This is a genomic window from Lapidilactobacillus gannanensis, from assembly GCF_003946675.1.
Lineage (GTDB): Bacteria > Bacillota > Bacilli > Lactobacillales > Lactobacillaceae > Lapidilactobacillus > Lapidilactobacillus gannanensis.
This window is the reverse complement of sequence record NZ_RHOT01000019.1, coordinates 1-24820: the sequence shown is the minus strand read 5'-3', so window position 1 is coordinate 24820 and position 24820 is coordinate 1. Positions and strand designations below refer to the sequence as shown.

At 42.1% G+C, this 24820-nt stretch carries 16 protein-coding genes, 1 other RNA gene and 1 pseudogene; 12 read left to right on the top strand and 6 right to left on the bottom strand.

From position 1 onward, the window contains the following. Positions 1–3: 3 nt before the first annotated feature. Genes fni through mvk form a run of 4 tightly spaced genes read right to left on the bottom strand, consistent with a single transcriptional unit; the run spans position 4 to position 4179 of the window. A complete protein-coding gene (fni, locus tag EKM81_RS06470; protein WP_125650039.1) occupies positions 4–1107 on the bottom strand; it encodes a type 2 isopentenyl-diphosphate Delta-isomerase in 1104 nt (367 codons plus the stop codon). Further along, entirely contained in the window at positions 1104–2186 is a 1083-nt protein-coding gene (locus EKM81_RS06465; RefSeq protein ID WP_125650037.1) for a phosphomevalonate kinase, read from the bottom strand. The genes fni and EKM81_RS06465 overlap by 4 nt, the downstream gene beginning before the upstream one ends. Before the next feature lie 24 nt (positions 2187–2210). Beyond that, entirely contained in the window at positions 2211–3182 is a 972-nt protein-coding gene (gene mvaD, locus EKM81_RS06460; protein WP_125650036.1) for a diphosphomevalonate decarboxylase, read from the bottom strand. Beyond that, entirely contained in the window at positions 3175–4179 is a 1005-nt protein-coding gene (mvk, locus tag EKM81_RS06455; protein ID WP_125650034.1) for a mevalonate kinase, read from the bottom strand. Before mvk ends, mvaD begins: the two co-directional genes overlap by 8 nt. A gap of 226 nt (positions 4180–4405) precedes the next feature. Here mvk and EKM81_RS06450 point away from each other — a divergent pair, with 226 nt between their 5' ends. The 8 genes from EKM81_RS06450 to EKM81_RS06415 all read left to right on the top strand — a co-directional run bounded on the left by EKM81_RS06450 (position 4406) and on the right by EKM81_RS06415 (position 18375). Beyond that, on the top strand, positions 4406–7975 hold the full coding sequence (locus EKM81_RS06450) for a PD-(D/E)XK nuclease family protein (protein WP_125650032.1): 3570 nt from the start codon (positions 4406–4408) through the stop codon (positions 7973–7975). After that, a complete protein-coding gene (gene addA / locus EKM81_RS06445) occupies positions 7968–11747 on the top strand; it encodes a helicase-exonuclease AddAB subunit AddA (RefSeq protein WP_164509236.1) in 3780 nt (1259 codons plus the stop codon). The genes EKM81_RS06450 and addA overlap by 8 nt, the downstream gene beginning before the upstream one ends. A gap of 36 nt (positions 11748–11783) precedes the next feature. Next, complete coding sequence (locus EKM81_RS06440) at positions 11784–14543, top strand: helicase C-terminal domain-containing protein (protein ID WP_164509235.1); 2760 nt, start codon at positions 11784–11786, stop codon at positions 14541–14543. A gap of 111 nt (positions 14544–14654) precedes the next feature. After that, complete coding sequence (locus EKM81_RS06435; protein ID WP_125650026.1) at positions 14655–15128, top strand: cell wall elongation regulator TseB-like domain-containing protein; 474 nt, start codon at positions 14655–14657, stop codon at positions 15126–15128. Between the two features lie 18 nt (positions 15129–15146). Continuing rightward, positions 15147–16445, top strand: a complete 1299-nt coding sequence (gene asnS / locus EKM81_RS06430) for an asparagine--tRNA ligase (RefSeq protein WP_125650024.1) — start codon at positions 15147–15149, stop codon at positions 16443–16445. A gap of 31 nt (positions 16446–16476) precedes the next feature. After that, complete coding sequence (locus tag EKM81_RS06425) at positions 16477–17133, top strand: DnaD domain-containing protein (protein ID WP_164509234.1); 657 nt, start codon at positions 16477–16479, stop codon at positions 17131–17133. 27 nt (positions 17134–17160) lie between these two features. Continuing rightward, on the top strand, positions 17161–17808 hold the full coding sequence (gene nth / locus EKM81_RS06420; protein WP_125650020.1) for an endonuclease III: 648 nt from the start codon (positions 17161–17163) through the stop codon (positions 17806–17808). 42 nt (positions 17809–17850) lie between these two features. Next, positions 17851–18375 (top strand): hypothetical protein, encoded by a 525-nt coding sequence (locus EKM81_RS06415; protein WP_125650018.1) that lies wholly within the window; start codon positions 17851–17853, stop codon positions 18373–18375. A gap of 396 nt (positions 18376–18771) precedes the next feature. Here the strand turns inward: EKM81_RS06415 and EKM81_RS06410 are convergent, their stop codons facing one another. Next, positions 18772–21126, bottom strand: a complete 2355-nt coding sequence (locus EKM81_RS06410; RefSeq protein WP_125650017.1) for a PBP1A family penicillin-binding protein — start codon at positions 21124–21126, stop codon at positions 18772–18774. Positions 21127–21134: 8 nt separating this feature from the next. After that, positions 21135–21773, bottom strand: coding sequence for a Holliday junction resolvase RecU (recU, locus tag EKM81_RS06405; RefSeq protein ID WP_125650015.1), 639 nt, complete (start codon positions 21771–21773; stop codon positions 21135–21137). Between the two features lie 68 nt (positions 21774–21841). On the opposite strand from recU, the gene EKM81_RS06400 reads away from it, so the two are divergent. The 4 genes and pseudogenes from EKM81_RS06400 to EKM81_RS06385 all read left to right on the top strand — a co-directional run bounded on the left by EKM81_RS06400 (position 21842) and on the right by EKM81_RS06385 (position 24711). Further along, a complete protein-coding gene (locus EKM81_RS06400; protein WP_125650012.1) occupies positions 21842–22405 on the top strand; it encodes a DUF1273 domain-containing protein in 564 nt (187 codons plus the stop codon). Between the two features lie 291 nt (positions 22406–22696). Further along, a pseudogene (gene gpsB, locus EKM81_RS06395) lies at positions 22697–23008 on the top strand (cell division regulator GpsB); the annotation flags it as partial. Positions 23009–23132: 124 nt separating this feature from the next. After that, positions 23133–23490, top strand: an RNA gene (gene rnpB / locus EKM81_RS06390) — RNase P RNA component class B. Positions 23491–23574: 84 nt separating this feature from the next. Further along, positions 23575–24711 (top strand): THUMP domain-containing class I SAM-dependent RNA methyltransferase, encoded by a 1137-nt coding sequence (locus tag EKM81_RS06385; protein ID WP_125650008.1) that lies wholly within the window; start codon positions 23575–23577, stop codon positions 24709–24711. Positions 24712–24820: the final 109 nt, after the last annotated feature.

The following is a 24820-nucleotide window of genomic DNA, read 5'->3' as shown; positions in this document are numbered from 1 at the left end:
TAGTTAACGGCGCGTTGCCAAGTACTGCGGCCAATCAAAGCCAATTTGTTGCACAAAGTTTAATAAATCAGAACCCAGAATCAAATCAACCTGACGTAGAGACCACGGCGTCTGGCAACCAAACATTAATAGAATCCCTTTAAACTCAGTCAGCCATTGGTCAAAGATTTGAATCATTTCGTTAAGATCATGATGAAGTGCCAGATGCAGGAAGTAGGCCGACATGCCCACATAATCTGCCCCCAAGCTGAAAGCTTTGGCTGCTTCCCAGGGGGTACGAATGCCGCCACTTGCAAAAATAGTTGTTTGGCCATTTTGCGGTTCAATTTGCTGGGTATTTAAGTAACTCAAAAGGCTTTCAACAATAGATAGACCAAAGTCGCGATAATCTGCCACTAGCCGTTGCGAACGGCGTTCATTTTCTATTGCAATGAAGTCGGTGCTACTTGCACCAGATAAATCAATTCCTGCCACATCAAGGCTTAACAATTGATGAATGCTTGAACTGCTCATGCCAAAGCCAACTTCTTTAGCAATTAACGGCGTCACTGGACCAATTTGAGCTTGGAGCCGTTTAAAATTCTTAAACCAATGAAAATCTTGATCACCTTCGGCCATCGCAAATTCTTGTGGCGCGTTAAGATGAATTTGTAAAGCATCGGCTTGCAGTAATTGAATCATTTCTTGCGCAAATTTTACTGGATGATTGGCCCCTAGATTAGCGAAAATTAAGCCTTGCGGATTTTCTTGGCGAACAACTTGAAAACTTGCTGCAGCTGCTGGTGAGCTTTTTAAAATACTCATAGAACCTACCGCCATTGGCATACCAAAGTGGGCCGCTAATTGTGCTAATTTTTGATTGACCTGTTGGGCTGTCCGCGTACCCCCAGTCATCGCATTAATATAAAAAGGCGCGCTAACTGGCTTGCCAAATAGCGTCGACTTTAAATTTATTTCAGTTAATTTCAATTCGGGAAATTCTGGGTGTAATAAGCGCACTTGCTGAAAATCAGCATTTCCTTGCGGATGGGCGCGATAGAATTTCTCAGCAATTGCCATGTGAGCGCGTTTGCGCTGAGCTTGCAGTTCTGCCGGATTCATTGTCATACACTGGCCTCAGTTAATTGGAAGACGGATAAGGGCAGGGTAGTAATTTGTTGTTGGTTCCAGGCAGAAATTAAGCGTGCTTGATCAACGGTATGATCTGTTAGGACAATGCCACAGTCACCACCGCCAGCACCGGAAGATTTGGCTGCGCCACCACAATCCTCAGCAATCCGACAAAGTTCTTGTAGGGCCGGAGTTTCAATGGTAACCCCTGAGAAAAAGCCTAAATCTTTGATCAATTGCCGGTTATGTCTAATCTCGGCTTTAACAATTGGGAGGTGGTGATTGCGAATACCGTTGATCATCTTTTGAACGCATTTTTGACTTTCCGCGAGAAAATGCTGATATTGCTCATGCTCAGCAAATTTAGCAATCGTGATTTTGTCGACGAGCCTACTAGTCGAAGCGGGCGAACCGGTCCAGCCAATTAATAGCTCCAGTTCATTGGGAACATGTAATAGTTCAATTTTTAGGCCAGGCCATTCGCTGGCAAGAATTTCGCCAAAAGTATTGGTTTGTAAAACTGTCCGTAACCAATCCTTATCAAAAGTACTATAGGCAATCCAGCCACCGAAAACACTAGCGGCAATATCGCCAAGCGAGCCATTTCCCTGCACATTAAAATGAGCAATTGCGGCCAGTTTAAAGAAGTCCATCCGACTCAAGGGCAGTTCATAAAACTGACAAAGTGCCTTGACTGTGGCAACTGTCACCGCAGCCGAACTTCCTAAGCCATATTTGCGGCCACCTTGGTCTTCAAGCTGACTATTAATATCCAAATCGTAAATCTTTAGGGGACGCCCCATTTCGAGTGCCAGTGTTTCAACGACTCTAATCGCTTCTAGAATATAATGATAGGGATTATCACGATTATCAAAAATCATTTGATCGCCACTGCGCCGCCAATGGAAATCAGTTTCCGCGTATTGTCGTGAATTAATAGTGCCTTGTAAAGTCGCCTCTGAAACAGAAACCGTGATAAAGCGATCTAAAGCAACAATAATCGCCGGATGTCCGGGTTCCAAAACAGCGTATTCGCCAGCAATATAAAGTTTTCCTGGCGCTTTGACGGTAATCATTTAATAAATTCGACCTTTCTACGATTAATCAATTATTTGAACAGCTGGCCCTGGTTGACAGACGGTGCCAGCTAAGTTTGGTAAAACTTGATGAAGTTGTGTCATAATTTGGTCAACATCTTGCCTAGCACATATTAGTTTAGGGTTCGGTCCGGCGTCAAGGGTTAAATAACAACTTAACCCTTTCGTACGAATTTCCTGAACAAATTGCCAAATGGCTAAAGTTCCCGGGGAAAAATAAGTAAAAGGTGGGTCAGCACTTAAAGTAGTCGCATGCATTTGCATCGCATTCGTTTCCGCTAAAGCGCCAATTTGGGTAATATCACCAGCGGCAATTGCAGCCCGCATTGGCGCTAATGAAGCGGTCGCCGCTTGTACCCATGCAGGATAAAAAGGCGAATGGGCCACAGAATGCTGCATACCAACTGTTGATAAGACTTTTTTGGGGGCAGCATTCACCACTAGCGCAATCACTGCGATGGGGAACGGAACCGGATCTAATAAATTGGTCGCATATGATGACTGATCATCTGTACCTGCATGCCATTCAACAAAACCACCTAAAATCGAGCGACTAGCTGAACCTGAACCATGACGTGCCAGAATCGACAATTGCCGACTAGTTAGTGTCAACCCTGCTGCTTGACTACCAGCTGCAGCCAAAGCAGCAAACGCTGAAGCTGATGAGGCAAGACCAGCAGCGGTTGGGACAAAATTTTTGCTTTTAATAATGGCACTCCGATTAAAACCAGCCATTTGTCGAATTAAGTCTAAAACCCGACTCATTTTTGCGGTCGGGGCCTGCCACTTATTTTGAAAGTAAAACTGATCAGCTGTTTGTGCAAGCGTTTGGTCAGTAAAAGTCACGCTTGTTTCAGTATAAAATTGGTCTAACGTTAGCGAAATCGAATTGTTGTACGGGATTATCGCCGAGGTTGAGCGCTTGCCCCAATACTTGATCAAGGCAATATTGGTATAAGCACGAGCTTTAGTCATGAACAGACTCCTTTGTTGAATTAAGCGCGGTCAGCCAAGTGGTCAGACCAGCTTGTTGAAATTGTTGTTGGGCTGCCTGCGCACGAGCATAGTTACTAAAATAACCAAAGCTGCAGCCGCCAAGGCCACCGCCAGTCAGTTTGGCACCTAAAGCACCAGCGGCTTTAAGTTGCGCCAATTGTTGATCTAAATCAAACGTACTGACGCCAAGTTGCCGTAATGCTAGTTGGTTTTGATCTAACAACTGGCCAAATTTCTGTTGGCGCGTTGTTAAATCGGTTGTTTGTTCTTCAGCCGTTAACAATTGCCGCACTTGTGGCACCAATTGCTGGATTTGATCAATTTGTTGTTGCCAGAAAAGTGGCCGTTGCTGCCGTAATGCTGCCACTTGTTTAATGGCCACGCCAGTGCGACCGGTTTGACCACTATCAACAATCAATAAATAGCCTGGCAAGGTCAAAGTGATTGGCTGCGGTTGCTGCTGTTTCAAGAAATAGTACCCTTGACTTGCCCCAACAACCAGCGCGTCTAAACCACTAGGATTACCATGTTGCACCTTTTCTTCAGTGGCAATAATCGCTGCGATTATTTGTGGCGAATAGGGTTCAGGTAGCATTTTTTGGAGGGCGCGGGTAATTGCAATAGCAATTGCCGCAGAAGAACCCATGCCACGCTCAAATGGAATTTGACTGGTTACTGTCAATGAAATTTTTTCTGGGCGTAGGCTGCCAGCCGGCCAGTAATCAAAAAAGGCAGCTAACAACGCTTGCAAATTAGCCAGTTCTTCTGGTGCCAGTGCCAAGTCACCATGATATAAAACTGAATTAATCATTATTTGAGTTGCGCCCGTCGTCAGACTACCTGTTGCAGTTGCTTGCACAGTCACCGTTATTTCTGGTAATGGAATGGCAATTGCCGGTGTGCCATAAACAACAGCATGCTCGCCAACCAAAATTAATTTTGCATGGCTAATACCGGTGGTCGTTAATTGCTTCATAACTTCACGTCTCTTTTATGAACTATTAGCAGCTGACTGGGTAAAAATTGCCAATCAGTGCCACTTACTTTTATTTTACCTTAAATTGTGAAAACTGTCCTAGAAATCTTTTGTGTAGTTTTCAAAATAATCCTTAGCAATTTGATTAATTTTACTGGCAGTGGGGCAGTTTTAAGTGCTAGTTATGCTAAAATATTTAATAGCAATGGAAGGGTGTGGTCCTTGAATGAAAGTAATTTATGGTCGCCAACAGGATGATGTTAGAGCACAATTATACCAGCAAATTGGCCAAGATTATCAGGCTAATCCTCAAGCTAATTTCATTTGTTTAGTGCCAAATCACATTAAATTTAATAGTGAAGTTCAGATTCTGACGGCGCTAGGCACCAGTGATCCCCAGCTTAGTGCTAGTGGCATGATTGCGAGTAGTCGCTTACAAATTTTGTCATTTTCACGGTTACTATGGTATTTCTTACGGGATGATCCCATGTATAATCGCCCACAATTATCGGCCGCAACACAAGCAATGCTGCTGAGTGATTTGTTGAATGCGCATCAGACCGAACTGCCTATTTTCTTTGGTGAACGCCGGCGAGTTGGTTTCTTGGAACAGTTGGGACAACAATTGACCGAACTGAGCCAAGGCGACTTTACGGTGGCCGAATTAACCATGATCACCCAACAATTAGGTTTGCAGGATGTGCCTGCGTCAACGACCGCTAAATTAGCAGAATTAACGTTTATTTATGATCATTACCAAACTGAAATCAGCCAAAACTTTGTCACCAATGAACAATTATTGGCTTATTTAATTGCCCAAGTAAAACAACGTCAATTTAAACAGTATTTCATCTACTTAACTGGTTTTTCGCACTTTAACCAGCAACAATTGACGCTTATCAAGGCGTTGGCCCAACAACAGGCACAGATTTACCTGACGCTTTATCTACCAATGACAGATCAGAATAGTGCCACTAATTATTATTTTCATAGTTCTTATCAAACTTTAGCGCAATTAGGCGTCAGTGATTTTGCAGCGCTGGCAACTGATGAACGCTTGCCAGCAACTAAGTCACGTTTAAGTCCCGAATTAGCTGCTGTTGAGAATTTTTGGATTGCTTCAACAAATGGCACAACTTTGCCTGAGGCACCTAAGCTAGCTCATCCTGGTAATCTTCAGGTTTGGCAAGCAACCTCAATAACCAGTGAAGTACGTGCAGTAGCTAATTATATTCGTGAGTTGGTTGCCTTACAGCATTATCGTTTCCGTGATTTTCTAGTTGTCGCTGACGATTTGTCGCAGTACACAGCAACCATCGAAGCTTTGTTCCGCCAAAATGACATTGCTTATTTTAACGATTTACAAACACCGATGGCTAATCATCCCTTTGTCGTTTTCATGCGTTCATTATTGCAGCTCAGTCAAGGTAATTTTCAGCTAACTGACTTATTTGCTTGGTTACGAACCGAATTATTGCTTCCAGAATCGTTAACGGCGGCGGACTTTCGGGAACAATTAGATTTACTTGAGAATTACGCGATTGCTTATGGTATTCGGCCGGAACAATGGTTTAAGACAAATCCTTGGCATTTTCAAGGTCCCTATCAAAAAGTCGCAGCTGCTGATGTTGACTTAACGCCTTTACAACAAAATCAATTAGCCGCAATTGAAGGTTTGCACCAATTTGTGGCTCAAAGTTTAGGCCAATGGCGCCAACAAGTTAAAGCTTTAACGACTGGTCGTGAGTTTGCGACCGGACTTTATCAATTTCTTGAACACTGGGGCGTTTTGCGGCAGCTACAGCAATGGGAACAAGCCAGTATTGCTAGCCACAATCTGGTGTTAGCCCAGCGTCCACAACAGACTTACCAAGCCTTCGTTGATTTACTCGATGATTATGTGACTGTTTGGGGTGAGCGCGCATTTGATTTATCACTGTTTACAGATTTGCTCAACGCCGGTTTCGATAATACGGAGTTTGCCCAAATTCCCGCGACCTTAGATGCTGTTTTAATTTCAGAAATGGGGATGGTTCAAAATCAGGACCATCGAATCACGATTGTTTTAGGTGCAACGCGGGAAAATATGCCTCAACAGCGGCAAGCACAACAACTAATTGACGATCAGGAACGGGCCTTGATCAATCAAGTGACCGACCAAACCGCTGGCCCGCAGTTACAACCAACAACGGCAGAAAGTGCTGTGGATTTGCCCTTGCAATATGGCACGGTCTTCTTCAGTGGTAGCGAACGTTTGATTTTCACTTACCCAAGCACCGATAGTAGTGGCGCTAATAATGAGATTTCGCCTTACGTACAACGCATTCAGCAGTATTTTAAGCTAGGGGAGCCCACCTTGATGCGCGAATATCCGCCTTTGGTTGCGGCTAATCAAGCTCAAGAAATATTAGGTTTTGCTGCCTCAAAACGCGCTGTTAGTGGACAAGTGTTACTGTTAGCCCGACAATTACAAGATCAAGGGCAAACTTTACCAACACCATGGCAGTGGGTGGTAGCTGGATTAACAAGCGGACCTGATCAAGTGTTTTATCGTTGGTTACAAACAAGCCTGAACTATCGTAATCAACCTGTTGATTTAAGCCCAGAAAATGTGACTGGCCTTTACGGTCAACATTTATATAGTTCCGTCTCACAGTTAGAAACCTACTATCGTAATCCGTATGAATACTTTCTTCAATTTGGCTTAAAATTACGTCCGCGTCAACTTTATCAACTAAATAGCGCAGATACTGGCACTTTCTTCCATGATTATTTAGATCATTTCATTAAAATAATTGCGCAACAACAACTGAATTTAGCTAAGTTGAGTGGGGAACAGCTAACTGCACTCAATCAACAAATCACCACCGAATTATTGGCAAGTGCGCCTTATCAAATGCTTAATGGCCCCGGCCAAATGCATTATTACGCCCGTCGTTTAACGAAAACCAGTGCCTTTATGGCCCAGGTAATTAATGAGCAGGCGAAACATACAATTTTTCAACCCTTTAAAACAGAAGTGCAATTTGGGGTCATTGCTGGTCAAGCTGGCTTAACTGGGATTGAAATTGCGCTGCCTAATCAAACTAAACTATCTGTTCGTGGTAAAATCGATCGCATTGATCTCGCAAAAATTGGCCAAGAACAATATTATCAAGTGATTGACTACAAGTCTGGCCAGAAGAAGTTTGATTATACTTTGGCTTATTATGGCCTATCATTGCAGTTATTAACCTATTTACAAAGTGTGGCGAATAACCTGCATCAATTAGATTTAAATCAAACTCAACCGGCTGGCGCCTTTTACTTGCATATCGGTGATACCCCGGTTAAATATCAAAGCCAGATGAATGTCTTACAGGAAATTCTTGATCAACATCGTTATCAAGGATTGCTAGTTGATGCCGCCGATAGTGACGCTAGTTCAGATTACCTAGGCGCACTCGACCCGCAGGCAATTGAACAAAAATCCTGGTTATATCCCATTAATTATTTAAAATCCAAGCAAACTTATAAAATGGCAACCAATAATGTAGGTATCACACCCACGGAACTGGAACAGTTGCTGCAACATAACCAGCATTTGTTGCGCCAAGCAGCGACGGATATTTTCGCTGGTAAATTAAGCTTGGCGCCATATCGCTTAAGTAATAAAGAAACTGGTTTGCAATATAGTGATTTTAAAACCATTATGATGTTTGACGCGATGCTACCAGAAAATCGTTATCGCCAGTTAACTAGCTTAGATAAAAAAGATGTTTTCACTAAATTACAGGAGGAACAGCAGGATGACTGATTTTACACCATCTCAACAAGCCGCAATTACTCATCATGGTCACGACATCCTGGTGTCTGCATCAGCAGGTTCTGGGAAAACAACCGTACTAGTTGAACGCATAATCACGGAAATCTTGTCCGGCGTCAATCTTGATCAATTATTGGTCGTTACTTTTACTGATGCCGCGGCCGCAGAAATGCGTGGCCGGATTCGCCAAGCAATTGAAAATCAATTAGCGAGCACAACTGAACCTCAGCAAATTCAGTTTTTACGCCAACAACTAAATCTACTTGGGAGTGCCCAGATCAGCACGCTGCATGCTTTTTGCTTACAAGTTATTCGCAAGTTTTATTATGTTTTGCAATTAGATCCAAGTTTTCGTCTCTTAACTGATCAAACTGAACACGAATTATTGATGGAAAAAGTTTGGCAGAATATCCGTGATCATTATTATGATATGGATGATTCAGCTTTCTTTGCGCTGGCTGATCAATTTGGTAGCGATCGTTCTGACCAAGGCTTAGGCGAAACAGTTTTTCAACTGTATCAATTTGCTGTGGCTCGGCCGAATGGTGAAGCTTGGCTGCAAGGAATTGCCACTGATTACCAAACCGGTGAACAACTAACTGATAATCGTTATTTTCAGCGGTGGTTGCGACCATATTTTCGTGGCCAAGTTCAAGAAATTCAAGCGACTTTACGCCAATTGCTCACGGCTACTGAGCGAATTAGCAATGGCGAGAAATTGCTAGCTACAATTGAACAGAACTTACAATTGACTCAGACTTGTTTAGCGTTACCAGCCGCCAGCTATCGCGATTTTAAAACCGTTATCACGGGGCTCACTTTTCCGGCCCAGTTTGAATTGAAGGGGCGTAGTAAGGCCAATAAAGAGCTTTACGCAACTGAATTGCCCCAGCGCCAAGTGGTGAAAACATTACTTGAGCGTCTGAAGAAGGAGTTCCAGCAACCTTTAATCGATGATTTCTTCTTTGCTGACGAACAATTATTGATTCATGGCCAACGGGAAACGGCTCAGATTTTAGCAACCTTGACCAAAATCACCCAAGAGTTCATGACTGCTTACCAAGCCGAAAAACAACGACTAAAAGCACTAGATTTTAGCGATTTAGAACAATTAACTTGGCAACTATTAACATGGCAAGATGAAACCGGTGCACCTGTGCGCAATTATTATCAGCACCAGTTTCATGAAGTGTTAGTTGATGAATATCAAGATATTAATCCGTTGCAAGAGGCTATTTTGCAAGCAGTTGCCCAACGACAGCCGGGTAATTTATTTATGGTCGGGGATGTTAAACAGTCGATTTATGGCTTTCGCCAGGCCGACCCGAGTAAGTTTCTTGAGAAATATCAACAATTTAAGCTTACTGAGCAACCGGGCGAGCGAATTATTTTAGCAGAAAATTTTCGTTCCACCGCAAATATTAACCACAGTACCAATTTTATTTTCCAGCAGATTATGCATCATGACTTTGCCGAGTTGGATTATGACCAGGATGCGCAATTGGTCACTGGGGCTCAAGACTATCCTGCCGACTTAGAAACGACTACAGAACTATTACTTTATGATCAAAAGAGTGCTTCTGCAATAGACAGTGAGCAGTCTGAGGCGATTAATGACGAATTAGCTGCCAGTCAAGACAAAAAGTTAGCCACGATTCGCCTAATGGGACTTCGTCTGAAACAATTGGTTGACCAAGGTTATCAAGTTTATCAGCGTGGTGCCAAGGGTGCGGCTGGTCAAAAACGTCCGGCAACATATCGTGATTTTGCAATTTTGGTGCCAACAAGACAAAACAATCTAGAAATTGTCAGTCAATTTCAAACTTTGCAAATTCCTATTTTTGTAAAAGATGCCAATGATTTCTTCCAAACTACGGAAATTCAAATTATGCTAGCCTTATTACGCTTGATCAATAATCCGGAACAAGATATTCCCTTAGTGACGGTGTTACGCTCACCTATTGGTGGTTTTGATGAGAATGACTTGGCCGCCGTTCGTAGCCTAACTAAAACTGGGAACTTTTATTATGCTTTACGACAAGTGACCTTATCCACTGACAAGGTTGCGCCCGAGCTACTGGCAAAGGTCCAAACCATCCTCAACCGACTGCAAGCCTTGCGTGAATATGTCGTGCAGCATAGTATCGCGGAATTGATTTGGCAGATTTATCAAACAACCGGTTATTTGGATTACGTTGGCGGGATGCCAGGTGGGTTGCAACGTTCTTTAAATCTACAGGCCTTATATCAGCGTGCCTTTAGTTATGAACAAACAAGTTTTAAAGGTCTTTCACAATTTATTGACTTTATTGAGCAGATGCAGCAACATGATCAAGATTTAGCGCAAGCTCAAGTGGGAACTACTGACCAAGATGCAGTGCAATTAATGACGATTCATGGCAGTAAAGGATTGGAATTTCCCATCGTATTTATTTTTGATTTAGACCATCGTTTTAATATGCTGGATTTAACGCAACGAAAATTGATTTTAGATGGTAAATATGGTCTGGGTACGAAATATTTGGATTTAGACCAGCGCGTGAAGTATCCAACTTTAATTAACAGTTTCGTTCGCCGTCAGCATCAACAGGCTTTAATCGCCGAAGAAATGCGGAAACTATATGTTGCCATGACACGTGCCAAGCAGAAACTTTTATTAGTTGGGGCAGTAAGTGATTGGGATCGCGAATTAAGCAAAGATCAGTTAGTCGAGGGTGATGATTGGACGGCAGTTCTGTTGCCATTACGATTACGTCAGCCAGAAAAACTGAACAGTTTTTTGCAAATGATTTTACCAGCAGTTTTACGTTCGCCAGCTTTAAAAATTGTGGGTTCTCATAACGAACCAGATCTTCCTAGTGAACAGCAACTGCATCGTAATCAAGCCAATTACTTAATCCATCTTTATCAATTGGCTGATTTGATTCAACCTGCGCCATCTGTGCCAACAAATACTGCAGCTCAGGGCCCTAAATCCGCGGTGGATACTAAGCTCCAAGCAACAATCGAACAATTATTTAATTTTAAATATCCTTATCAAACGGCGACGCAAACGACAGCTTATCAATCAGTCTCCGAAATTAAGCAGGCATTTACTGATCCCGATCAATTTCAGCTTAGTTTCCTGCCCTTAGCCACTGGTGCGGCACAAGCGACACCACAAGTTGCCAGCGGGCGTTACTTGAATGATGATTTACCTAAACCAAAATTTTTAATGGCGGCGCAGGCAGTGACTGGTGCGCAAATAGGGACTGCCACGCATTTATTGCTGCAACGGCTTGATTTGCGGCAACCAATGACCTTAACTTATTTAGCAGCTTTACGGGACAACTTAATTGATCAAGGGTTACTGGAAGCAGCAGTGGCTGCCAAAATTGAATTAACTGAGGTTCAGCATTTCTTTACCAGCACATTAGGCCAAGCCTTGCAAGATCCTGCGAATCAAGTGTTCCGCGAAGTACCGTTTTCACTGTTGTTACCAGCGCAAGCAATTTTTGAAATGCCAGACGAACCCAGCGTTTCAAATCTGCTGGTTCATGGTATTATGGATGGGTACTTAATTGGCCCTAACGGGGTCACTTTGTTTGATTATAAAACTGATGCGATTTCGTCAGTGCAATCAACTCAGCGTTTATCCCAGTTAACGGAACGTTATCGTGGTCAAATCAATTTGTATGGTCAAGCTTTAAGTCATATTTTGCAACAACCAGTGACCCACAAGTTTCTTTATTTTCTCAGTGCTAATCAGCTGGTTGAATTATAGAAATTTAAAATCGGGTCCAGAAAGGAGTTGCTTGTTTTGTCAGGAAAAACATATGCCGTTGTTGATTTGGAAACGACGGGTACACAGCGCCATGCCAATCATCATATTATTCAGTTTGGCTGTGCCATTGTCTCTGATCAGAAAATCAGTACACATATTTCCTTGACGATCAATCCTTTGCGACCGGTCCCACGAGAAATTATTGAATTAACTAAAATTGATCCAGCTGTTTTGAAAACATCCCCAACTTTTGCGGAAGTGGCACCCACACTTCATGACTTATTAGCGGATAAAATTTTTGTTGCGCATAATGTTAATTTTGATTTACCGTTTATTAACGAGGAATTTAAAAATGTCGGCTTACCACCGCTAGCCGTTGAAGCCATTGATACAGTTGAATTGGCGCAAATCATGTTACCACAAGCACCTAGTTATCGCTTACAGGATCTCAGTGCTTATTTAAATATTGTGCATCGGCATCCGCACCAAGCAGACAGTGATGCCATTGCGACTGCTAAGATTTTACGGTTGCTCTTAAAACGCGTTCATCAAATGCCAGGACCTTTGCTAAAACAGCTGGCCCAACTAAGCCAAAGTTTGAGTTTGCAAACAGGGCAGGTCTTTCAGCAAGCCTATCAGCAAAACCAACAATCAGTTTTACCGGCTTATTTGCAGCAAATTGGGCCTTTTGTTTTACGCCGCGAAGTTAAAGCTGACGCAACTTTAGAATATCGCCAGTTACAAGACTATCCAGCAACAACTGCTGAAAAAGTCCGCCAGTGGGGCCACTTGTTAAAACCGCGACTTGCTCAATTTGAGATGATGGATTTTATTCAGCAACAATTATCAGCAACTAAGCAACAATCACAAAAGTTGGTCATTGAAGCGCCTACTGGAATTGGCAAATCTTTAGGGTACTTGCTGCCATTGTCTTACCAATTGACGGCAACACCGGCAAAACGCTTGGTCATTACGACGCCAACCACTGTTTTACAAAGTCAACTCAAGCGTCAGGCTTTACCAATGCTAAATGATTTACGAGCAACCAATTTTAGCAGTGTAGTTCTAAAAAGTGCTGCTCATTATCTTGATTTAAGTCGTTTTGCTAATTACCTGCGCGTTGGCCAGCAAAATCGCGGAACGGTCATTAATGAAATGCGGATTCTGGTGTGGCTAACACAAACTAAAACAGGCGATTTAGATGAGTTGCAATTAACTAATTATGAAACAGCGTTCTTTCAAAGTATTAATCATTTACCAACATTGTCGCCAGGTAATCGTTATTATCAGGTCGATTTTTGGCGGCGCGTGCAACAAGCGGCGGCAACGGCGGCAATTGTATTAACAAATAATGCCTACTTAGCGCAACATCTAAGTGATTTTTCGACGGAACAAGCCATTCTAGTGATTGATGAGGCCCAGCATTTTGCTGATGACTTAACGCGGAGCTCACGTCATTACTTCTCGACCATGCGTTTAGCTCAATGGGGACGGCAAGTGAACGATATTTGCCATTATCTACTAGACAATGCTGATATTGAACCAGCTTTAACCCCATATTATTACCAGCTAAACACTTGCCAGCACCAACTTGAGCAGTTCACCAGTGCCTTACAAACATTAAATGATCAGATCATTTTATTAGTTGGTCAGAGTTTTATCACTCAGCCAGTTTACCTAGATTTAAGCCAAGCCAAAACGCGGCAAAATTTACAGCACGCGCTAACAGCAACAATTAGCCAGTTGGATCATTATTTGGAACGTTGCTTGCTTGTGGAGACGGCCCTTAATCGCAGCCAACTTAGTGGGGCCACACAGCAACGTGTTCATCATTGGCAAAGCCTTAATAATCAGTTAGAGGCAAGTTTAGGTTATTTGATCGCCGCGCGTGACCATTTACAAGATCCAGTCTTTGCCAGTTTCGGCTTCTATTTAGATGTGGATGATGACGGTATTTCTTATCGATTTAATTGGTTGGCAAAAACACATGAGCAATTGCGGCAAGAATTAGATCAACAATTTCCTATTCAGCTGTACACGGGTGCGTCATTAGCAGTTGGTCAGAAATTCAATTACTTCCTACGCCAGTTAAATCTCGCTGCTGACCAAGTAACGACACTCCAACTAGCGTCACCGTTTGCTTACGAAAATAAGGCGGAGTTACTGCTACCGGCCACCACTTACTCACCGTCGGAAAATGGCGCTGATTATGATCGTTGGTTAGCTCAAGTTATTTTGCCGATTTTGCAAGCGACAACGCAACAAACAATGATTTTATTTAACTCCTTGGCCAGTGTGAAGAATGTTTACTACGCTTTACAACCAATCTTAGGCAATCAACGTGAGCTGTTTGCCCAAGGTGTCACTGGTAGCAATGATAAAATTGCGAAACGCTTTCGTTTTGCACACCATGGCGTACTCTTAGGCTCGCAAAGTTTCTGGGAAGGGGTCGACTTTCCTGGGGAACAATTGTCATTATTGATCATCACCCGAATTCCGTTTGAGTCACCCAAGAATCCAATGACCAATTATCGGCAAAGTCAAATGACCGCTGGTGGTCAGTCACCGTTTTATGCGGACACCTTACCCCGGGCAATTCTTAAATTAAAACAAGGTTTTGGACGGCTAATTCGCACCGAAACAGATCGGGGCATTGTCTTAGTACTTGATGAACGGATTGCTCACAGTAGTTATGCGCGTGAGATTCAGCAGGCTTTTCCTAAAGAACTCTCATTGCTCACGTTGGATAATCAAGTTTTACCACAACATATTCATGATTTTTATCAGCAGAATTAATGACAATAAGCTAATTAGTTTCATACAACTGAGCTGAATTATGTTCTGCGCGTGCTTCACAACTTGATATTTTTTGGTATAATTTAAAGGTGGTTAATTAAGGAGTTTGACATGACGCGTAAACGTAGAAGAATTATGTGGTTTAGTATTTTAGCAGTTGTGGTGGTTTTTTTCGGATTTTATCTGATGGCCTCAATGCCACGGATCAGTGCTCGCCAACAAACTGAAGCAATTGCCAAAAAAGCTGGCCTGACTGATGTTGATAATTTTTCGATGTATCAGCGGCAGCAGACATACTATGCCGTCAATGGTTATAATAAGCAGCAACAGCTGACTTATGTGATTGTTAATGGCAAAACAGGTAAAATCAAGCTACTAGCTGGTAGTAAGGGCTTAAGTCAAAATCAGATCCAGGAAATCGTCCAACAACGCTATCAGCCGGCTAAGATTTATGGTATTAGTTTAGGACTTGATCAAGGCGACCCAGTTTGGGAAGTAGCGGTCAAGAAAAGTAATGGTCATCTAAGCTATCGGCTATTGGATTTTTATACAGGTAAAACTGTGGATTTAATTGATAATTTATAAGTTGGGAGTCATTTGGGAATGGTACAGCAAATACGCATCAATCAAGCAAAAGATCACGTTGACGAAGAGGTTAAAATTGGCGTTTGGTTAACTGATAAACGGTCAAGTGGTAAAATTTCTTTCTTGCAATTACGGGACGGGAGCGCCTTTTTCCAAGGGGTTGTTGTTAAAAATAACGTCAGCGAAGAAGTTTTCGCTTTAGCAAAAGAATTACATCAAGAAAGTAGCTTCTGGGTTACTGGGGTGATTCATCAAGATGACCGCTCACACTTCGGCTATGAAATTGAAGTAAGCAACCTTGAGCTGATTGGTAATAGTGAAGACTATCCAATTACACCAAAAGATCATGGGATTGAATTCTTATTAGATCATCGTCATTTATGGTTACGTTCAAAGCGACCATTTGCCATTATGCAAATTCGTAACGAAATGATTCGGGCCACTTATGAATTCTTTAATAAAGAGAACTTCATCAAAATTGATCCACCAATCTTGACAGGTTCTGCCCCAGAAGGGACAACTGAGTTATTCCATATTGATTATTTCGATCAAGACGCCTACTTAAGTCAAAGTGGTCAGTTGTACATGGAAGCCGGTGCTCAAGCATTTGGTCGAGTGTTCTCTTTTGGGCCAACTTTCCGCGCTGAAAAATCAAAGACACGGCGTCATTTAACCGAATTTTGGATGATTGAACCTGAAATGGCTTTCACTCATCAAGCTGAAAGTCTTGAAGTACAAGAAAAATATATCGCGTATTTAGTTCAAAGCGTGATTGATAATTGTGCTTATGAACTGCGGTTATTGGATCGCGATGTTGAATTACTGAAGAAGTATACAAAGACGCCATATCCACGGATTTCATATGATCAGGCCATTGAGATGCTACAAAAGGCTAACTTCGATGTGAAGTGGGGCGATGATTTTGGTGCGCCAGAAGAAACTTATATTTCTGATCAATTTGAACAACCAGTCTTTGTATTAAATTATCCAACTAAGATCAAACCATTTTATATGAAGAAAGATCCAGAGCGCGATGATGTTTATCTTTGTGCAGATATGTTGGCGCCTGAAGGTTACGGCGAAATTATTGGTGGTTCTGAACGGGAAACTGACTATGAAGTCTTACGGCAACGAATTCTAGATGCTGGTTTGGATGAAAAAGATTATGACTGGTATTTAGATTTACGTAAGTTTGGTAGTACTCCACATTCTGGCTTTGGTTTAGGCTTTGAACGAGCGATTACTTGGATCTGCCACTTAGATCATTTACGCGAGGCCATTCCATTCCCACGAATGATCAACCGAATCGAGCCATAAAGTGATGGTTGTTATGTTTTAAAACGATGTCTTGAAGAATGAATTTTATGAAGTAAAGGAATTACGACTAATGAGTGAATATACGCTAAATGATTTAGTCGGAACGCCGCAAACAGTAATTGCCAACTTGATTCTGGATCATTACGCCTTATTAGGAATGGATGACCATCAATTGGCAATTTTTTTGCAAATAATCAAGTTTCGACAATTAAATGAAAACTTTCCCAGCCCGGAGCAACTGGCTCAAGTAGTCCGCCAACCAGTCACTAAGGTTTACCAAACTTTGCAAGAGTTGGTAAAAAATGGTTTTCTTGCAGTTACGGCTTTTAAAAAGGATGGCCAGCATCATGATCAATATGATTTAACGCCATTTTTCAATAAATTAGCGCAATTGCAAAATCAGAAAAATCGTGTTGACCAGTTTCAAACGCAACAGGCCGAAATTAGTCAGCTTTATAAAGAATTTGAAGTTGAGTTTGGTCGGACTTTATCACCAATCGAATTTGAAACGATCGATAGTTGGTTAAATCAGGATCATTATAGTGTCGAGATTATTCGATTGGCGCTAAGAGAAGCAGTGCTCAGTGATGCACGTTCTTTCAAGTATCTTGATCGAATTCTATTAGATTGGCAACGACGCCAAATTAAGAACAGTGCTGATTTACAACGTTATAAACAAAAATTCTAAATTGTATTTTGAGTAGGAGGTTAGAGAATGTTAACACCTGCGAAAAGTCGGCTGGCGATTGAGAAAATTATTGCCCTTTATCCAAATGCAGTGGGGAGTTTGACGGCGCGCAGTCCCTTTGAAATTGTGGTGGCAGTACTATTAAGCGCTCAAGCAACTGATGTCTCAGTGAATAAAGCCACGCCTGCTTTGTTCGAACGCTTTCCTGATCCAGCTGCTTTAGCTGCAGCTACCGCGCTGGAAGTGGAACCTTACATTAAACAAATTGGACTCTATCATAACAAAGCCAAATACCTAGTGGCATTGGGTCAGAAGCTAGAGACTGATTTTAATGGTGTGGTCCCGCACACAATGACTGAATTGACACAATTGCCAGGTGTTGGGCGGAAGTCGGCCAGCGTGGTATTAGGTGATGCTTTTGGTATTCCTGCTTTTGCAGTCGATACCCACGTTTCACGAATTGCCAAACGTTTGCAAATCGCCGCCGAACAGGCTAGTGTTCGGCAAGTAGAAACAGCGATTACGACCGCCTTGCCTAAAGCGGAATGGATTCACGGCCACCACGCGATGATTAATTTTGGTCGCGACATTTGTCACGCTCAGAAGCCAGCCTGCCAGACTTGTCCATTACTGCCAATGTGTGCTTTTGGCCAAAGCTATGTGCAGACTCATTAATCGCTAAACTTGTTTGTTACTGATTTGAAGGGAAGTTTTAAGATGCCCATTAATTATTGGTTCGCCATTTTTTCGCTAGTCATTATGTTGGTGCTGTTATTAGCGATGCTCAAGGGGAACACCCGTAAAGCTCAAAAAAAGCAAAATCATGATGATCCGGTTATCGTCGCTCGTTGGAATCTGTTGTTGGCGGAAAGCCAACCCGTTCTGTTTAAACAAACCAAGAAAAAGAATGTTCATTTTGGCGCCGCTATCTTTTTTTATTTGGCAAGTGTTGTCGTGATGTTTGCCAGTTTCTATTCGGTAACACGTTATGCAGATCTTGGCCTGTTTCAATTCAGTTGTCTCTCATTTGGCTTGTTTGCGCTAGTAAGTCTTGTGACTTATCGCCAGTATTATACCGTTCGCAAACAACTTATCACGCACGTTCCCGCTGAACATCCAGGCATTCCCGATGAGTTCGTTGCCCGGCGAAAAATGTTAGCGACTAAAACTGCCAACAAAACCTATTATTATTTTCTAAGTATGTTTTTTTTAATGCTCGCCGCATTACTGTTGACTATCTAGTGTTGAACTCAGCACAAAAATAACGAGTGTGTGATAAAAGGCGGTTAGCCGGTGCGCATCAACGTAAAATGCCGAACAATTCGTTAGAATTGCTCGGCATTTTTGCGTTAAGCGGAACCGGTTGTCTTTTTGAGAACACGTTTCAGCAACGAAAGTTCGTATTATTTTTTGGAAAATAGACTGATGTCCCAGACTTGTTATTTTATGTTAATGCTTGCTAGCCTGGATGCAATACTAATTATTTAACCTTTTTAAATTTTCAGAGGCTTTATTAATTTTACTTTATTGTCCTGGCTGAGTACTGGAACTCGTATCGGTGCTGGAAGAATCACTACCTTCGTTATTGCCAGTTTCATTATTGTTATCACCTGATGAGGGTGATTCGATTGTCGTATCTCATACACCTTCCTTATTGCCAGTTTCATTATTGTTATCACTGCCTTCACTATGTGAGGATTCACTGCTAGAACTACTTGATTCAACGCTAGTGCTACTTGACTCGGAACTACTTGATTCAACGCTAGTGCTACTTGACTCGGAACTACTTGATTCAACGCTAGTGCTACTTGACTCGGAACTACTTGATTCAACGCTAGTGCTACTTGACTCGGAACTACTTGATTCAACGCTAGTGCTACTTGACTCGGAACTACTTGATTCAACGCTAGTGCTACTTGACTCGGAACTACTTGACGAGGAGCTTGACGACGGTTTGTTGTCAGTCGTGGTTGCTGGTTGATGGCCTTTAACATAGAGCACATTCCCAATTCGAACAACCGTACTTGGTTTAGTCCAATCACTATTGGTCACATTAGTACTTAGGTAACTCATCATATTCCGATAAATTAACTGCGCAATGGTTTGGTCGGCGACCCCTTGTTGCGCCGATTTATCGTAACCGGTCCAAACAGCAATTGAATAATGCTTGGTATAGCCAGCAAACCAAGAATCTTTAACCGTGTTGTTCAAGGCAGGGTTCTTGGCTAATTCCTCATCAGTATAGCCAGTAGTCCCGGTTTTACCAGCCTGGTAGAGACCACTAATTTGTGTTGCCGTCCCACTACCACTGGTAATCACGTCTTTCAACATGTCAGTGATCATATAGGCTGTTGACGATTTCATGGCAGTTTGGCCTTCGTTATCGTCATAATGATGAACAACTTTATCAGCGGTCGTGATCGAAGCGACATATTGCGGTTGATAGTAAGTACCACCATTGGCAAAAGCATTGTAAGCAGCAGCCACTTGCAAGGTGGAGATATTATCGCCAATCCCGACTGATAAGCCAGCATCACTGGCAATTTTAATACCTAGATTACTAACAAAACTACTAGCTTTACTAAGACCCACAGTTTCTAGGGTGCGAACGGCGGGGATATTCCGGGAAACAGCTAAAGCTTGCCGCATTGTCATTTCACCTTGGTACTGGAGATCCCAGTCCTTCAATTGAATATTAGTTCCAGGATAAGTATATTCAGAGTCGTCCACGGTATGATTAGTGGCCCAATTTAAATATTCAATTGCTGGTGCGTAATCTAACAGTGGCTTCATTGTTGAACCATTGCTACGATCTGTTTGTGTCGCATGATTTAAAGCCATCTGGACTTGACCAACTTTACGATTACCAACCATGGCGATGACATTGCCGTTGTTGGGATCCGTGATAGTGACCCCAGTTTGTAAACTATTATCAGGGAAAGCAATGGTATCACCATTAACCAAATCATAAAGATGTTGTTGCGCGTCCCAATTAAGATTTGTTTTAATTGTCAAATTATCGCGGTAGGGGTCATAGCCTAATTTCTTGACTTGCTTAACAACTTCCTGAATATAAGCATCTGCAATCACAGCATTATTTTCACTGGCGGTAACTTCACTTTGTGACTTTAAGCCAGTGGTAATTGGCGTATTGATTGCTGTTTGAGCTTGAGCAGACGTGATTTTCTTATTATCGAGCATTGCTTGAATAACTAAGTCACGCCGCGCTTTGGCAGCATCCGGATGAACATAAGGATCGTAGCTTGAGGGGGCATTGGGGATACCTGCTAAAAGGGCAGTTTGAGCAAGACTTAATTGGCTTAAACTTTTACCATAATACAGCGTTGCCGCAGTACCCATACCATAAGCCCCATTAGACATGAAGACTTTATTAATATAATATTCAAGAATCTGTTCCTTGGAATACTTCTGCTGCGCCTGCATTGCTAACCAAGCCTCTTGAGCTTTACGTCTTAAAGTCTGATCTGACTTATTCGTTGAGAAATAAGAAAGTTTGATTAGTTGTTGGGTTAAAGTACTACCACCTTGAGGGGCACTATTGGGATTTGTAATATTATGCAAAGCCGATGACACAATCCGAATTGGATCAATCCCTAAGGGTTCTGAGTAAAAGCGGCGATCTTCGATTGAAACAACAGCGTCTTTTAACTGTTGGGGAATTTCTGAACTCTTAACATAACTGCGATTCTCACTGCCGAGTCGGGTAATTTGATGATTATTTGATGCCAAAACAACAGACGAGCCACCTTTAGTTAATTCCTCGGTGCTTAATTTTGGTGCATCTTTGGCATAGTAGAAGAAGAGACCAGCTCCTAGCAGGATACCTGCCAGAATAAGCAGGAGTGCCCAGCGAATGATTCGTCGCCACAATGGTCGCTTACGTTTGGGCTGCCCACCACGACCAGTTTTGGAACGAGTTTGGTTTTGTGAAGCTTTCCGAGCCTCACGAGTCATTGTATTATTTTGTGCCATTTTTTCACCTAATCCATTTGTTGAGTTTTCTGAATTAATTGATCAACCGCACCCAGATAATCGAGTAGCGGTTGATAGCCTATTTGCAGTTCATAACCCGTTTTAATAATTTCCGTTAAGGGGATGGACTTACGACCATTGGTTTGCTGTTGCCAATACTTTAATAGCAACGTCGCCGGGGTCAAGAAATAACGCTCTAAGCTAGCAAAGCGCATAATTGTAAAGCAAATGCCTTGTTGGTGCAAGCAATTTTGAAAGTGTTTGACTTGATGTTCGTGGAAATTTTTTAATGGGAAAGACTTCTTATTAGTCGTTTCCTTGGCTTCGAAATCTAAATAACGGCCTTGGTAGACCCCATTATAATCGGTTGTCGAAGCCTGGCGAAAGTAAGCTTCACGAATGACCGCTTTACTACGCTGTGGATAGTCAACTTTAACAATTTGAATTGGCGTTGGCTTCTTATAAATCACGGCGCGTTGTTGCTGCCGATAGTAAGTGTTCGTGTCATTGATCGTTTGTTCCAAAGTCATGCCACGACCGCCGAAGATCACATCGCTTTCTGCAGCCAGCAGTGGCCGTTTTATGTTAGACTGAGAATGATCAGTCGACAAACGATATGGTTCACCATTGGGATATTTAATCACCATTTCCTCACTCCTAATGCCAATATTATACCAGATTGTCGCAGCTTACTTCATTAGAAAGGTTGTTAGCTATGATAAAAAGACTGTGGTTGACTGGCTATCGGGCCTATGAACTTAACGTTTATCAGAAAAACGACCCGAAGTTAACAATCATTAAATATTCTTTAAAAAAAGCTTTAACGGCTTATTTAGATGACGGTTTGACTTGGCTAATTACTGGCGGTCAACTAGGTACTGAACAATGGGGCGTGACCGTAGCTACTGCTCTGAAAGAGACTTATCCTGAATTAAAAATTGCAGTCATGCTGCCATTTCAAAATTTTGGTCAGCAATGGAATGAAAATAACCAAGCTCAACTAGCCCAAATTTTAACGCAGGCTGATTTTGTCGGTTATGTTTCTAAGCAGGGCTACCAGAACCCCAGTCAACTAAGAAATTATCAAACTTTTATGGGTCAACATACTGATGGTGCTTTAATGCTGTATGATCCTGAATCTCCAGGCAAAGCCAGCTATGACTATCAATATATCACGGAGCAGCTGGCAACTACGGATTATCCCTTACAATTAATCGATTTTTATCAATTACAGGATGAAGCCGAGAATTATCAGAATGAACAAGCCGGGGATTTCTAGAAGTAGCGTTGTTTAATTCACTGTCATAAATCAAGTTCAAAAAAAACTAGTGACGATAATCAAATAGAATAGCGCCTGCCGCCATTGCGGGCTGCTTGTCGTGGAGTCAGAACCCGTTCTGCCCAACATCTTTACTGGCATTTTACGATGAATCATTAATTAATCTAAGAAATCGACTAGTTTTGGTTCTCTTTTCCGAGTTTTTTTGCTATAATTAATAAGATGCTTGACTAGTAATACGTGAGGTGTAGAATATTGGTGGCAAAATCAGATGATTCCCGCGAGTTTAAAATCAATTTTTCTCCGGAAGAAATTGTTAATAAAGATTTTAAGCAAAAATATCGTGGCTATGATGTCGCTGAGGTTGACCCATTCTTGGATCAAGTGATTCAGGATTATGAGGCCTTCCGCAGTCGCATCAAGACCTTGGAACAAGAAAATCAGCGTTTAGTTACGAAAGTCGATGAACTTTCGCGACATGGTGAATCGACACCGAACGCCAATAACTTTGTAACAACTGGTCCAAGCGTAACCGCAAATACAACGAATTATGACATTTTGCGACGGATCAGTAATTTGGAACGGCATGTCTTCGGCGAGAAGGAAGCTGCCAAAATTGCCAATAAGCCAGCTGCTAGTTCAGCAGCTCAGCCTAGTGATTATCTGAACATTAATAATAATCAGGGGTCAACAATCAATCGGTTTTAAGTGAATTAAATATTCGGTAAGTCTCAAGTAATCGCGGTCTATTTTAATAGACTGAGGAAAGTCCACGCTCGCACAAGCTGCGATGCTTGTAGTGTTCGCGCTTGGCCCAATAAGCCAAGGTACTTCTTTGAAGTAACGGCAGCTCAATGCCTAAAGTCTTTCGACCATGGCAACGAGCTTGAAAGTGCCACAGAAACGAACGATTAGTGAAAGTTAGTCGATGGAACGGGTAAACCCCACGAGCGAGCAATTCAAATTTTTTGGTAGAAGAGTCCAATGGCGGGAAATGAACCTAAAGTTGGAGCGTTAGCAGATAGATGATTACTGAAGATGGCAATGGACCTAGTTGTCATTGGAACAAAACGTGGCTTATAGAGACTTACCTTGGGTGTTGACGCAGAATTTTTAATTTTGCGTCAATTTTTTTAGACAAATTAGGAATTTTAAAATAGGAGTTCAGGATGACATATCAATTAATGGTCACAATGGCCGCAGGTTTTGAAGCAATTGTTAATAAAGAAATGCAAGCGTTGGGCTATCAAACTAAAGTCGACAACGGAAAAATTCTCTTCAAGGGTGATTTAACCGATATTATTAAAACAAATTTATGGTTGCGGACTGCTGATCGGGTCATGATTGTCATGAAGACCTTCAAATGTACAAGTTTTACTGAATTATTCGATCAAGTAGTCGCCTTACCTTGGGAACAACAATTGCCGATGGATGCTGAATTTCCAGTAACCGGCCGTTCCGTTCAATCTAAACTACACAGTGTTCCTGATGTGCAATCAATTGCCAAAAAAGCCATTGTTCAGCGTCTACAAACAGCTTATCATCGGAGCACACGCTTGCCGGAAACTGGTGCCAAGGTAAAAATTGATGTCCGCTTGCATAAAGATATCGCTGAGATTTTGATTGATACCACGGGTGATAGTTTATTTAAACGTGGTTATCGTCAAGATCATGGTGGTGCCCCGTTAAAAGAAAATTTTGCGGCCGGCTTGATTGCCTTAACGCCTTGGCGCGATAACGATCCATTCCTTGATCCGATGACTGGTTCCGGGACGATTGCGATTGAAGCTGCTTTAAAGGCACGCAATATTGCCCCGGGGATTAGTCGGCATTTTGCTTTCGAGCAATTTACCGAATTTAAGCCTGAATTGCTTAAAGAAGCTCGGGCTGCAGCTCAGGCCGCCATTAAGCAAGACCTGGAATTAACGATCATGGCTAACGATATTGATGGTAGTATGATCGATTTGGCTAAGGTCAATGCTGACCAAGCTGGTGTTTTACATGATATTCAATTCAAACAAGTTGCCGTTAAGGACTTTACCACTGACTTACAAAATGGCATTATGGTTGCCAATCCTCCTTATGGGAAACGATTGAATGACGAGGCTCAGGCACGCCAGATCTATCGTGAAATGGGCGAGATTTTCAATCCAATGACTACTTGGAGTAAATATATTTTAACTAGTGATATGGATTTTGAGCATTATTATGGCGCCAAAGCCACGAAACGCCGCAAACTTTACAACGGTTATTTACGGACAGATTTGTTCCAATTCTGGGGTAAGCCAACTTATAAGAAGCACTAGTCAATAATTAAGTAATCAAAAAGCTGTTCGACGGCTATACTCCTTCTTGGGTAGACAAGCAAATAATTAAAGCTTGTCTTCCTAGGAAGGAGTTTTTGTATGGGCCGGA

What these genes read in the sequence shown, in the direction of transcription:
- fni (WP_125650039.1), bottom strand. Translation starts at nt 1,107, where the DNA reads ATGACAATGAATCCGGCAGAACTGCAAGCTCAGCGCAAACGCGCTCAC.
- EKM81_RS06465 (WP_125650037.1), bottom strand. Translation starts at nt 2,186, where the DNA reads ATGATTACCGTCAAAGCGCCAGGAAAACTTTATATTGCTGGCGAATAC.
- mvaD (WP_125650036.1), bottom strand. Translation starts at nt 3,182, where the DNA reads ATGACTAAAGCTCGTGCTTATACCAATATTGCCTTGATCAAGTATTGG.
- mvk (WP_125650034.1), bottom strand. Translation starts at nt 4,179, where the DNA reads ATGAAGCAATTAACGACCACCGGTATTAGCCATGCAAAATTAATTTTG.
- EKM81_RS06450 (WP_125650032.1), top strand. Translation starts at nt 4,406, where the DNA reads ATGAAAGTAATTTATGGTCGCCAACAGGATGATGTTAGAGCACAATTA.
- addA (WP_164509236.1), top strand. Translation starts at nt 7,968, where the DNA reads ATGACTGATTTTACACCATCTCAACAAGCCGCAATTACTCATCATGGT.
- EKM81_RS06435 (WP_125650026.1), top strand. Translation starts at nt 14,655, where the DNA reads ATGACGCGTAAACGTAGAAGAATTATGTGGTTTAGTATTTTAGCAGTT.
- asnS (WP_125650024.1), top strand. Translation starts at nt 15,147, where the DNA reads ATGGTACAGCAAATACGCATCAATCAAGCAAAAGATCACGTTGACGAA.
- nth (WP_125650020.1), top strand. Translation starts at nt 17,161, where the DNA reads ATGTTAACACCTGCGAAAAGTCGGCTGGCGATTGAGAAAATTATTGCC.
- EKM81_RS06415 (WP_125650018.1), top strand. Translation starts at nt 17,851, where the DNA reads ATGCCCATTAATTATTGGTTCGCCATTTTTTCGCTAGTCATTATGTTG.
- EKM81_RS06410 (WP_125650017.1), bottom strand. Translation starts at nt 21,126, where the DNA reads ATGGCACAAAATAATACAATGACTCGTGAGGCTCGGAAAGCTTCACAA.
- recU (WP_125650015.1), bottom strand. Translation starts at nt 21,773, where the DNA reads ATGGTGATTAAATATCCCAATGGTGAACCATATCGTTTGTCGACTGAT.
- EKM81_RS06400 (WP_125650012.1), top strand. Translation starts at nt 21,842, where the DNA reads ATGATAAAAAGACTGTGGTTGACTGGCTATCGGGCCTATGAACTTAAC.
- EKM81_RS06385 (WP_125650008.1), top strand. Translation starts at nt 23,575, where the DNA reads ATGACATATCAATTAATGGTCACAATGGCCGCAGGTTTTGAAGCAATT.